This is a genomic window from Shewanella sp. Isolate8, from assembly GCF_022398495.1.
GTDB classification, from domain to species: domain Bacteria; phylum Pseudomonadota; class Gammaproteobacteria; order Enterobacterales; family Shewanellaceae; genus Shewanella; species Shewanella aquimarina.
Genome location: NZ_JAKEVI010000001.1, coordinates 924111 through 936907 on the forward strand (window position 1 = coordinate 924111; position 12797 = coordinate 936907).

A 12797-nucleotide genomic window follows, 5' to 3' on the forward strand; every position below is an offset into this window, starting at 1 on the left:
GTCGTTCCTCATTGTCAATAATCAGCCATCAGCATCTTGATCTCTTCCATCAGCTGTTTTATTCCCCGATGATCCGCAAAGACCTGTTTGCTCTGGGTTTGTAGCGCCTCTCTCAACGACTCGCGCGTGACCAAATCTGTGAGCATTGCGCAGGCATGTTCAAGTGACTCGCTGATGATACAGCAGTTCTCCGCTCTGAGTCGCTGTAGCTCATTTAAGTCAACTAAGTGTTTTGGTGGCAGTAGTAGGGTCGCGGCGCCAGAGTAGATAGCTTCAAATAGCGACAGACCATAGCAGGTTAAGATCACTTCGGCGCCGGCAATCAACTCATCTAAGTTTTTGGGATCCTGTACCAGCTTAATATTGCTATGTTGCGGGATATCGGGCGTGGGGGCCAAAGGGCCCTGTATCCAGGTTATCGGCCAGTCCAAATCTAGCTCTGTTAACATGGCGGGTAACTGTGCGCCATAGCCCAGTGCGTCGCTTCCTCCGGTTAACACTAAAACCTGCCGTTGCTTCGTGTTGTTTGGCCTGGCTCTAAACAGGTAGTTTTGCCAGCCATAGGAGACTTTGTTATCTGTTAAAGCCGTATAAAAACTCGGAATGAATAACCTGTCGAGAGTTTCAATCAAGGGAGATAGCTTATCTATGCCAACAAGCTTAGCACCGTGCTGTTTAGGGGCTTTTAAGGCCTGAGTGAGCGAAGTCGGTGCTATGAACTCTGGGTGAAAATCGAGGAGCAGTAGCGGATTCTTATCCTCACTCATGGCATTTAACAGAGATTTCTCGGTTTGATACCAATGGATCTTGGCTGAACTGCTAGATAAGGGTTCACCATCGTATAAGACGTGTATGGTGGAGCCTATGCCTAAATACTCTTGCAACGCATCGGCGATGAGCTCTATACGCCTAAAATGACCTAACCCAATATCTGCGCCCAGATGGCAATAAAGGCTGGCTTTAGCATATTGTTTATCTGCGGCCTTTTGGGTGACATGGGCGTTGATACTGGCCAGCTGAGGGTCTTGCAAGAGTTGTTGGTGTACCCAGGCTAGGCTGACGATGGAATCGGACTCATGATTCGTATACCAACGCCGGTACGTCTCGGCCATGAAACGATAATCAGCCTGAGTATCTACCGAGATTCTGTGTGATATTTGGCCATAATCACCGCTATCACAGATGGCGACTCTGTCGAGTACTGGTGTTAGTTTATCGGCGTAACCTACATGCTCTCTAGACATGGTGCATTGGCTTGCCGCCAGCAACTTTTTCCAACCATTGCGGCTATAAAAAGAGAGCCCTTCGTGTAGGGTTTTTATGTTTTCCTCTAGCATGATGGCATCTTTGCCTGAACGCTTTAGCGCTTTCAGTCCATGATCGATAAATTCTGGATCGATCAGCGGGCAATCACCACAGACGTAGAGAATATAATCTGGGTCTTGCCTCTGGATGATCTTATCCAGCCTTGCCATCAGGTCGTTGACGTCTCCTTCAAAGGGGTGGCAAATGATCTGCTGTTCGTTTGCCCAATCGACGAGAGGTTGGTTGAAACTGTCGGCCGTTGTGGCCAGTTCGCTGCAATCTACTTCTTTGCATTGCTCCAGACGACGCCAGATGTGGGCAATCATAGGTTCGCCAGCTAACGGCAGCAGATGCTTTCCTGCGAGACGACTCGAATTGAGCCGGGCACCGACAAGGGCAAGAGTCTTAGTCACTATTTAGGCTCCTTGGTGGGAGTGATGCAAAGCGTGATATCGAGCAGCTTTCCGTCCGATTTAAGGGTTTCATCGGCCTCGGCGAGTGAGAACCAGAGGCGGTTTAAATACTGAGCATCTATCTGTTTCGAAGAGAGCATGGGCAAGGCTGCGCAATGGGCTGGATCCCAGCAGACTTGTATTCCTCGATTTTGATTACCAAAGCGGAGCATCCCATTGGTGGCTCCCAGGGCGCTGCTACTGGAGACGATAGAGGAGATAGGCGCACCCTGATCTATGTCTTGGGTAAGCTGGAAAAACTCTGCATTAATGCCGCCAAGATGGGTCTGATACCAGGCGCGTTGCTGGCAATTGAGTAGGGTCATGTAGCCAAGGCGTATCGAGGCCTCAGGCCTGTTTGTATCGCCGAAATGAACGCCTGTGTGAAGGCTTTCGCCATCGAGACGATACCATTTCAGTATGCTACCGCTCTTGAGTGTTTGTCGGCAGAAGATAACCAGACAGCCGTTTTGCTCACCTAACTGATACTCCACCCGGTTAAGATCGGCCACCCTGTCGCGATCTCTAAAGCGTTCGAGTAGCAGATGATTACTATAGAAATCGGCGCCATAGCTGATGTGGTCGAAGTAACCATGGGATAGCGTCCCTATTACTGGGACAAATTCGTGGCTGGAAAATGCCAGAGAGTCGATGGCTAATCCCCGGTGACCATTAAGCGTCAATTTGATCCATGGTGTCGTGACATGCAGCCTGCGGCGCTCATCATCGTACTGAATGTCGATATCCTCTCGGGGTTGCCAAGGGGCAAAGATGGGCGCGCTATTTTGGACGGGAGGCAGTGACAAATCATCGTAGCGACGCTGAGTCAGATGGGTTCTTAGATCGCTTGCCCAGAGGCGACACAAGCTCCGCCATTGATTGTCATCACCTTGGTTTGTTTCCAATTGTCCTAATTTCTGATGACATTCGGTGTTGAGCAGCAGGTCGTTACGACCGCTGATGCCCCAACGGCATATGTTGTATTTTGCCTGTTTCTTCACCGAGATTGGGTGCTGGGCATTCGTCAGTGCCAGAGGTTCGCCGTTCTGCCACAGAGATAGTATTTGTGAAGGGGTCTTCCAGCAGTAGGCTTTCTGGCTCGCCAGATAGATAAAGAGTTGCTTTATTCTTTGCCATTCGCCGCTTATTTTTTCAGCCTCGGTATGGTAGCGACCAGGCCTGAAGTCGAAGACTTCGGCGTCGCTGCCATAGACGGGGAATGCGAGGGTGTCTGGTTGGAGAATTTTCTCAAGGTAGTGGCCGTAGTCGGCGAGGGTCAATTCACCATGGACATAGCGCTGAAATTTTTGAAAGGCGATGGCGTGGTTCCAGATAGCCTTGATCTCGCGACCGCTGGCACTCTTTAAGCTTTGCGGCCTATGTAGTAGGTCGGCGTGCCAGTCGCTGTTATGAGAGTAGGGGTTATCCCACTCAACGACGACGGCATCAAAGTCCGCATCTATGTAGATATCCAATAGTCCCGCCGAGACCGCCTGTTCGTTGAGATAGGCTATCTTAGGTGTGATACCCAATATCGACTGATAAGTAGACTGACCCAGTCTGAGATTGGCTTGATTCACGCTTGCCGGGATCAGGGGGCCAATGATCTGGCTGTCACCACTGGCGATTAACTCGCACTTGCCTTGATGTAGCAGCTGTTTAAACCTTTCGACCCAAGCCTCATCGACCGCCAGAATCGACTCTAGCGTATAGGCGGTCATCTCGATCCCCAGAGGAATTCCTGAGTCGACTATCTCGAGCAGCGGCCAGTAACAGGAGCTGACCACCTCTTTATGGCTGGCGGTATCGATAGAAGAAAAGGCCAGGTTGAGGTGAAACACTGTGTATAAATGAGTGGGGGACTGCATTGTGCTGCTCTGTTTCAATAATGTCTCTGTCAAGGTCTACTTCCGCCCATATATGCAAATTTCTCGGCCAATATTAAGTGTGGCGAAGGCTTGATAGAGGGCACGTTTAAGATCATTTTTACCTGCTTTTGCAAGCTGACTTTCGAATCGAACGCGTTTGTGATGGCAGTTGCGACCTAGTTTGCCGTTACCAATATAATTGTCACCCATAAGAAGAAACATATCTAACGGAAAGCTGGATTCCTTATGCACTACGGTAAACTCTTGCCTTTCGAGTAGTCGTTGCAGGCTATCGGGGGAAAAGTAGTTGATATGGTGCTTGGGACATACCCACCAGGGTTGGTAGTCTTCAACCTCAGTAAGTGTTTGTTGAAATGGGTTGTAATCGTTGGGCGTACTAATGCATAAGATGCCGCCATCATTGAGCATGTCATACATGAGCTCAATTAATTCGATAGGGTTGGGAACATGCTCCAGCACTAGACTGGCGTTGATCACATCGAATTTGCCGAGAGCTTTGCTGGTTTCGCTGGTGAGATACCCTACAATTTCGTCGACCCCCATCTGTTGAGCATAGGTTACCGCATGAGGAGAGGGTTCGATGCCTTTTACCTTCCAGCCACGTTGTTGACCATGCTTTAGGAAATAGCCAGCCCCTGCGCCGACGTCTAACAGTGTACGTCTAGTATTCGGTAAGTATTGCTCGAAAGTGTCGTATCTATCTGAATACTGTAAATTTAACCAAGCCTCGTCTTCTTGTTTTTGTTTGAAGAATTCAGGCTTTTCAGTCACGTAGAATTCTTCCTTGTAGAATTTGTCCAGTATTTCAAATGAGGGAAGCGGTGAGATATGGGTAAATCCACATGTCTCACATTCGATGATGTCAAAACCCTCTTTTGAGTCCAGTTTGCGGCCTATGTGCTCACTCATTATTTAGTGTCCTTTCCGGCTCTGAGGTAACTGCATAAGAGGAGTGTCTAGAATGGCTGTTGGACGTCCCGAGTACCACTCTCCATCAATCCTAAAACGTGCATGGCTATAGACTGACTCTATCTGTTTTTCTAGCTGCGGTAATGTTTTTGCGGTCAAGACAAAGACACCGCTGCGGTTCGCATGAGACATGATTGGGGGTAATTGATCGCCTATTTGCGGATAGAACTCGAGCTTTTGACAAAAGCCTTGCTCACGGGTCCATTCCAGACCTTCAACGGCCTCTAACTGGCCAGGAGGAAGGAAAAAGTAGCGATTTGCGACCCATAATTGATGCTGAGCGTTAAGTTCTGTTAGATCGACTGGGTTATCTAATGCGATATCTATGACCGTCTTAACATAGTTGATCCCACTGGACAGCGGCACGAGACTGGCAGAAAAATCGCCGCCACTAAGGCGAGCGGCCATTTCGATAATCATAGGGCCACGCTTGGGACAGACGACAATATCTCCTTTCGCAACCCCTTTTTCAATGCCAAGCGCGCTGGCGGCACGCTCTGCTAGCGCCGAGATTTGGACCTGGGCTTCTTGGCTATGACGACTCGGTAACCAACCACCATTTTCCATTATATTGGGCCAGAAGCATTCCATACCTTCGTAGACCCTGTCTGCAAAGCCTGGTGTCGCTTTCTGTTCGTTGACTATGATACTTTCGGTGCTGATTTGGGGACCATCAATAAACTCTTCTAATAAGATCTCGCCATTTAGTGAGAAAGACTTTGCGTGGGTTAGCGCCGCGTTGACCTCTTCCTCTTGGCGAATAATTCTAACCCCTCGGGAACCCGCCCTATCGGTTGGTTTTATGATGAGCTTGTCGCAGCCCCACTCGCGCCATCGCGCCATAATATCGGCTTCGGTTTCAACTTGAGCGTAAAGCGGGATCGGGATACCCATCTGTTCGAAGCGCTGTTTCATCGCCAATTTGTGGGTTGCCCAATAGCCTGTTTGTTCGCTGGGGCCAGGCCAGCCAAAATGTTTGGCGATAGCGGCCATGATATGCGGTATGTCACTTCCCATGGTAGATACACCGCTGAGCTCTACGCCTTCTTGTAGTAGTTGGTGGCAGTAGTCGATGACACTTAACTTATCGGAGAAATCGATCGCACGTGCATAATCGGCTAGCTTTAAACCGGGGGCTTGTGGGTTAGCGTCGACGGCAACCACGCAATAGCCCATCTGCTGCGCGGTTTGTATCATAAAGCACTGATCTGAGCCCGCACCCAACACTAAGAGTGTTTTTGTTTGCGGTCTCATACTTGCCACTCCCAGCGCTCAGCCGCTTGCTGATACACACTGTCGGTATCAATGGCGCCCATTTGAGCTAGAGTCTGTTTATCGCCTGCGGGTAATATGCCTTGCTCTAATGCGCTGACTAAAAGATCGCAAGTGAGTTGCTCTTCATTGATTAGCTGATTTATCGCGACACCAACACCTGTATCTTTCAGGCCTTCTTCTAAACTAATGACATTTTTATGGGTTTGCAGCAGCGGTACAAGGCTATTAAGGGGCAATGGTTTTAGCCACCTTAGGTTTACCACCTTAAAGACTTGCTTTTGCTCTGACATAATTTTTTCGCGTAATGCGATGGCGGTCTGTAGCTGATTGGCCACGGCGATAATTAGGCCATCGTCACCAGGGCAAACGATTTCCACCTCTTCCAATGGTGTGAGTTCACTTGGTAAGTAGCTCTCTTCTTGTGCCGGCACAGTTTCATAGGGATGTAGCACTATCATTGGGCCTTGGGCGATAGATGTGTGTGAATCGGCTAAGCGAGCCTGCATAATTGCCTGAAGATCGCGGGCTGTGCCAGCATAGAAGACTTTTATATCGGGTAGTGTACGTAGCAGGCCAAAATCATAGATGCCATGGTGAGTGGGTCCATCAAAACCAGCGAATCCCGAACGGGCACTAATCACAGTGACGGGGTGCTTTGGAAAACAGATATCGTGAAATAGCTGATCCCAGGCGCGCTGCATAAAGGTGGATTGGAAACACATGAACACCTTATTTCCGGCCATGGCGAGTCCTGCAGCCATGCCGACGGCATGTTGTTCGGCCATACCGACATCGATCGCGCGCTTGGGAAAGGCCTTCATCAATGCTTCCACACCAGACGCATAGGGGGTAGCTGGCGTGAGAGCATAGACAGTTTCATCTTCTTCCATATGCTGCATTAAGGCGTCACCCACTATGCCTTGATAGGTTTTCCCTGTTAGCGTAGCGGCAACACCTTCGCCCGTTTCAGGATTGAATGGCATAGAAAAATGCAATTTATAAGGGTGATTGTGCGCCAGTGCGAGTCCACGTCCTTTCTCTGTTTTGACATGAATGATAACTGGCCCTGTTTGTGGATGTTTTGCCACTTGTTGGGCTTTTTCCATTCCCTCAAGTAGCTTGCTCATGTCGTGCCCGTCATCGATTGATACATAGCCAAAGCCCATGCCTTCGAACCAATTTGCGCAGCGTCGCTGCCAGTCTGGTGCAGAAAACAGGTTATGCAAGCCTCCGACATTGGGTGGAATGCTCATGCCGTTATCGTTGATCACGATAAATAGTGGGAGTTGGTACTCGGCTGAGAAATTTAGTCCCTCGAAAGCCATCCCTTCAACCATGGAACCATCGCCGATGAAGGCTAGTACACTGCCTTGTTGCGCATTTTGCAACTTGCTAAAGGCTAGGCCGCAAGCGATAGGTATAGCAGTGCCCGCATGTGATGCTTCCATCAAGTCATATTCGCTCTCGTGATTTGATACGAATCGCGACATACCGCCCATCTGGTTGAGGGTGTCGAAGGCTGCCATTCGACCAGTGAGAAGTTTATGGGTGTACCCTTGATGACCGACGTCAAAGAGTATGCTGTCACCATCTGATGCCGCAGTAGGCTGAATATTGAACGCGTGATGGAGTGCTATGGTGAGCTCGATAACCCCCAAGTTTGCACCGATATGTCCCCCGGTTTGGCTAATGCTATCGATGAGGAAATGTCTGATTTCCGCAGCTAATTGTACTAACTCAGATTCGGTAAGTTGTTTAATATCATTGGGTTGTTGTATTGCGTTTAATCGTTTCATCCGAAGTACATTCCGCCATTAGTGTTGATGCAGTGGCCAGTGATATAAGAGGCCGCGTCAGACAGTAAAAAAAGCACGCTATTTGCGACTTCGTCGGGTGTTCCCATTCGTTTCAGAGGGATCACGGCTTCGGCCTGTTGTTGTAATGCATCTAATTGTTGTTTATTGAAAATTTCTGTTTTAATCCAGCCGGGAGCAACCGCATTTGAGCGGATATTCTTCTCTGCCCCCAGTCTGGCAACAGAACGGGTTAGACTGATTAAAGCTGCCTTAGTCGCTGCATAATCGGGCGCCTTGTTGCCACCCGTCTGACCGCCCACAGATGAGATATTTACTATGGCTGCACCTGACGCCGCGTGTCGTAAGAATTCTTGGCTGAGTATAAATGGGCCTTTGAGGTTAACCGCGAAGGTATTGTCCCACTGTTCATCACTGAGCTGATTGAAGTCACCTTGTTGTAGTATGCCTGCATTGTTGACCAGCAAATGAATGGGCTGATTGAAGTGTTCCTGCGCGTGAGTAAACAAATTTGCGGCTTGTTTGCGACAGCTAGCATCACTCTTAACTAAATAAAAATCATCACCGAAGTGATTAAACGCTTGGCGGCATTTGTCTGCAGCAGCGTCGTTGCTGGCGTAGGTGCCTATGACCTTGCAGTTGGATTCGAGTAACGCATGGCAGATAGCTTTACCTATCCCTCTGGAAGCGCCAGTGACTAATGCCACTTTGCCATTAAAATCAAACTTAATCATAGTAAGGTGCCTTCAAATCGATTTGAAAAAATGGTCAAAAATTGATCTGCCTCTTGTCGGTTATTAAATGCTATCCAGAAAAAACCTACCAGGCTGGTGTTGTCGCTATGTTGCTGGTGTTTTTTATAGCGTCGTGGTTCATAAAAAAATTCCAACATGGCCGAGTGATCATTCAAAAACTGTTCGACCTCGGTAAAGTCTATGTCAGGTGCTAGTGGAAATAGCGCCTTCCACATCACGACTCTTTCGGGGGCCGCGGTACTTGATGTAAGAGTGTCTGTGCCATTTAGTAAAGAAAACCACCGAAGAACAGGACTTTGAGCATGTGAAAAAGGGATGAGTTTAGTGGTAAAGACATCACCATGAAAGCGTGGTGAGACCTCCAATAAGGTAAATTTGCCCGCTTTGTAGAGTAAATCGGCTTTTACAGGGGCATTGTCTATACCTAGAGCGCGACAAGCTTGCTCTGTCAGGAGATAGGCCTGTTCGATGTCATGGGGGGGGAGTGCACTTGGCGCAAACCCGTGGGTTGGAAAGTGGTAAGGAGGCTTAGAAAAATAGCGATCACCAATGCCGCAGGGAATGAACCTTCCTTGCCACATGATGCCTATAGTGTCGATGCCGAAGCCATCGAAGTATTCCTCCATTAGTACCTGCTCACCATACTGCATTGCTAGCGCCACAGCATCGGAGACGGCTTCAGGCGAGTTGACTGAGGTCACTCCTTGGCTACCACAGGCATCAAGTGGTTTTATGATGATAGGGTAAGCTAGTTTGAGTAATTCATCTTCTGGTGGAACCGCGTCCCATAAGGCCATCTTTGGCGTTGGCAACCCTTGAGATAGCCATACCTTTTTGGCAGCTGATTTGTTGAGTGACAGAGTGACTGCTTCTGGAGAGCATCCTGGGAGCCCAAACTTTTGGTGGACCTCTGCCACTGCCGCCAGGCCGAAATCGCTGCCTGAGTAGGCGCCGATGAAATTAAATTTTTCATTGAGTTGATTAGCGAGTGCCGACAGTGCCTCGACATCACTGCCGCCGATCTGGTAATACTCATCGGCCATGTCGATTGCGGGGGCATCGTTGCGAATATCAGTGACTATGGTTGCCAGGCCGAGAGATTTGGCCCAACGAATATGTTCACGTTGCATATGGCCAGCGCCAATAATGAGAATGGCTGAGGGGAGGTTACTCATCGGATAAGGGCTCCTTAGTGTTGTTAAATAGCTTGAGAAGCACTGATAGTTGGGTATCTTGATAGAGTCTTGGGCCGTCTTCTTCAAAGCGGATAGCGGTTGGGATAAGCTTTCCCTTGGTAAAGTCAGGAAAGTGCCTAGTCAACAAACCTTGGACAATATCTGGCAATACCTCCCGTTGGGCGGCGGCGGGTATTAGTCGATCTAGAATCAAGTCGCCAGTCAGATCGGCATGAACTTCGATGAGTCTGGCTTGTTGCTGTTTATCGATACGAAAACTAAAGGCCAGCAGATAGTTTAAATCGGGGAAGCCTTTGGCAAATCGCGTTGCCGCGTCAATAAGCTGCATTTTGATACTCTCTGCTACCTGAGTCGGAAATAGGAGTCCAATCGCCCTTAATTCACCTTGATTAAACTGGTTGAGTTCTTCCCACCAGGCGATGGGGGTGACACACCCCTTGTCTAGATGAGCGAGCAGGCTGATATCATTCCCTTCGATAAAGCATGCGATATCGGCGGTTCCGTCAGCGGATGCGGCCTTGGCCGATTCGATGGCTGACTTAAGTAGATGCTCTTGGGTGCAGAGTGTAACGGCTTTCTTACCGCTTAACGGGAAATCGGGTCTGACAACGACAGGTAACTCTGAAGGCTGGTTGGGATGCTTGCTGCTGGTTCCCTTAGGTACAGGTATGTGGTTGGCTTCGCAATACTCTCTTAATCGTGACTTAATGGTACATAAAGCGACAAGCTCTTGGCTTAGCCCAAATAGGTTGAGCTTCTCATCGATGGCTGCGGCGGTATATAAGGCTGGCCCAGAGGTTCTTGCTAAAAGAGTTCGTATCGGCAACTCTATGTTGCTTAGCATAGCCAGAAGAGGCTGTGCATCATAGGTGCTTGCCTGGATAAACTTATCTGCATGCGGGTAGGCTGCACAGTTTTCATTTCTATCAACGACACATACAGATAGCCCATGTAATTTGGCTGCAAGTATCAAAGGCAATTGGGCCTCTCCGCCACCGAGACAAAGGGCCCAGTTGCATGTGGCTGATGTTGGCGATTGGGATATAGTCATAAGAATGCTAGCTGTACAGTGTGACGATGCTTGCATGTAAATTATGATTCGCCTCTAGCGTTTGTTTGATCTCCTGCTCAAATACAAACGAGGAGATTACGATTGCGAGCTCAGGATCCTCTAGTATCAAGGTGCTAGGTGCGACAATCGTAATATCGTATAGTGATTTCCCCCATTTTTGTGGGTCGGAGTCGACAATCGTGATTGGTGCGAAGTGCTCCAGTAAGGTGGTTTCTTCTAGAAGTTGAGCCGTGTGCACACCGCCGCCCCAGATAGCAATATTTTTTGCCTCCGCCGTACCAATATCAATTTTATGATTAATATCTTGCCAGCGAGCCTTATCTCGATTGACATACGCTTGGCACATGGACAGCGCTTGCTGATCTTTCTCTATCAAGGGTGAAATTTTACCTTTACGACCATGACACATCTGTATTGGGTAAGGATCTTTTTCAGTTAAGTCGGTGACCACAGGTCCGAGCGGCTCTATGCCACAAGCTTTCATGAGATTTATCATGGATAGTGGTGAGAAGTAAGAAAGATGTTCAAAGGTGAAGTAACTCGTCGGCCAAGACTCTTGATCGATGAGAGAGGGGACTTCGATGAAAATATGACCACCGTCTTTAAGCATTTCAAGACACTTAAGCAATACTGCTTTGGGGTCAACAAAATGCTCTAATACATGTGTGAGAATAATAAGATCGTACTGGGCATCTTTGCTGTTGAAGTCCTCGATAAAGCCTTTATTCAGAGCCAAACTATATTGGCTTTTTGCTAGTGCAATTGCGCGAGAAGAGGGATCAATGCCATCGACCTTCCAACCTGCCTGCTGGAATCTGTGTAGGGTATAGCCATCGGAGCAGCCGACCTGAAATGCGCGTCCCTTAGGTGACATGAATTTTGATAAATAGGCAAGTTGTCTATCGAGCGCGGCAACTTTGGTGGCTGAAGGTTTGCCATCTCGTCCAGGATTTGTGTAATTTGACATTTCACTGTATGTCTTGCGAATCTTTTGCTGATCAGGCAACGGATTTTGGTATACCGCACCACAGTTATCGCAAACTGTAATGCATAGAGCCACCTCTCCTAGTCCGGTTAAATGGTATGGCTTGTTAAATACCTCGGTGGATTGAGCGTGTTGACAAACAATACAGGGTCTAATTGTCATTATGGCCTCTTAGAAATGGCTTTTGGTTTGTTGATTCAATTATCTAAGGTGCTTAAGCGGCCTTAAACCGTCGCTGGGGTCGGCGCGCCAGTCTCGGTCAGGAGCTTCGCTTGGGGCCAGCACCTTATCTACACGTCCATCTATGGTCGTCGCATCACGACATTCGCTGATCACGGGCTGTATCTGATGCGGTAGCCAGCAGTGGCCGGCGGCGTACTCGGCACCCTGTTCGTCGAGATCTATGTGAAACTCAATGCAATCTGCTTGCCAACGATTGACGGCGCGGCGGATGACGGCCGGTTGAACGCTGTGATCGGACCAACCGACCTTGACGCCGTAGCGTTCCCGGAAAGTGCCTAGTACGGCAAGGTTACAGTCTGCCATTGGAGTGGGGTAGGCTGAGACGCAGTGTAATAGGGTGATCTGCTGACATCCCGCCTCTTGTAGGGTCTCAATGGCGTGATCTATCTCCTCCAAGTTTGCCATGCCGGCAGAGATGACCACAGGCTTACCGGTTCTTGCGCAGGCGATAAGCAGATCGTCCCATAGCAATTCATAGGAGGCGATTTTGTAAAAATCGACATAGGGTGCCAGTTCTTTGACTGCATCTAGGTAGAAGGGCGTACATGAAAATTGAATGCCGTAGCTGTCACAACACCGCTTTAGCTCTGGTAGAAAATTAACGGGTAACTCCCACTGCTTTCGCGCCCTATGCATCTCGCTTCGAGCAAGGATTTCGGGGGCAAACAGTTGATCGATTTTAAACAGCTGAAACTTTACCGCATCGCAGCCTATTTCTGCCGATGCCTTGATAAATTCGAAACACCTGTCGAGATCTCTATGATGATTGCTGGAAACCTCAGCAATGAATAAAGGTGCTTGTGTTGTCATAATTGCCCACAATTATTCTGGTTAGGGTTAGT

At 48.7% G+C, this 12797-nt stretch carries 10 protein-coding genes; all 10 read right to left on the reverse strand.

All coding sequences use genetic code 11. The annotated features are described in order from the left end of the window. Nucleotides 1-14: 14 nt before the first annotated feature. Nucleotides 15-1718: an NTP transferase domain-containing protein gene (locus L1D43_RS03970; RefSeq protein WP_239850034.1), complete on the reverse strand. Its 1704-nt coding sequence runs from the start codon at nucleotides 1716-1718 to the stop codon at nucleotides 15-17. Then, a complete protein-coding gene (locus tag L1D43_RS03975) occupies nucleotides 1718-3625 on the reverse strand; it encodes a glycoside hydrolase (protein ID WP_239850035.1) in 1908 nt (635 codons plus the stop codon). The genes L1D43_RS03970 and L1D43_RS03975 overlap by 1 nt, the downstream gene beginning before the upstream one ends. A 36-nt stretch (nucleotides 3626-3661) precedes the next feature. Continuing rightward, a complete protein-coding gene (locus L1D43_RS03980) occupies nucleotides 3662-4555 on the reverse strand; it encodes a class I SAM-dependent methyltransferase (protein WP_239850036.1) in 894 nt (297 codons plus the stop codon). Between the two features lie 3 nt (nucleotides 4556-4558). Then, nucleotides 4559-5869 carry an ATP-grasp domain-containing protein gene (locus L1D43_RS03985; RefSeq protein WP_160796659.1) on the reverse strand — a complete coding sequence of 437 codons (1311 nt, stop codon included), beginning with the start codon at nucleotides 5867-5869 and terminating at the stop codon, nucleotides 4559-4561. Beyond that, nucleotides 5866-7686, reverse strand: coding sequence for a 1-deoxy-D-xylulose-5-phosphate synthase (locus tag L1D43_RS03990; protein ID WP_160796657.1), 1821 nt, complete (start codon nucleotides 7684-7686; stop codon nucleotides 5866-5868). Before L1D43_RS03990 ends, L1D43_RS03985 begins: the two co-directional genes overlap by 4 nt. Further along, nucleotides 7683-8438, reverse strand: coding sequence for an SDR family oxidoreductase (locus tag L1D43_RS03995; RefSeq protein ID WP_160796655.1), 756 nt, complete (start codon nucleotides 8436-8438; stop codon nucleotides 7683-7685). Before L1D43_RS03995 ends, L1D43_RS03990 begins: the two co-directional genes overlap by 4 nt. After that, the gene (locus L1D43_RS04000; RefSeq protein WP_239850037.1) at nucleotides 8435-9634 is read right to left on the reverse strand and encodes an ATP-grasp domain-containing protein; all 1200 of its coding nucleotides are present in this window, start codon (nucleotides 9632-9634) and stop codon (nucleotides 8435-8437) included. Before L1D43_RS04000 ends, L1D43_RS03995 begins: the two co-directional genes overlap by 4 nt. Continuing rightward, nucleotides 9627-10481 carry a hypothetical protein gene (locus tag L1D43_RS04005; RefSeq protein WP_239850038.1) on the reverse strand — a complete coding sequence of 285 codons (855 nt, stop codon included), beginning with the start codon at nucleotides 10479-10481 and terminating at the stop codon, nucleotides 9627-9629. Before L1D43_RS04005 ends, L1D43_RS04000 begins: the two co-directional genes overlap by 8 nt. Nucleotides 10482-10713: 232 nt before the next feature. Further along, on the reverse strand, nucleotides 10714-11874 hold the full coding sequence (locus tag L1D43_RS04010) for a class I SAM-dependent methyltransferase (RefSeq protein WP_239850039.1): 1161 nt from the start codon (nucleotides 11872-11874) through the stop codon (nucleotides 10714-10716). A 39-nt stretch (nucleotides 11875-11913) separates the two neighbouring features. Further along, nucleotides 11914-12765: an N-acetylneuraminate synthase family protein gene (locus tag L1D43_RS04015; protein ID WP_239850040.1), complete on the reverse strand. Its 852-nt coding sequence runs from the start codon at nucleotides 12763-12765 to the stop codon at nucleotides 11914-11916. Nucleotides 12766-12797 lie beyond the last annotated feature (32 nt).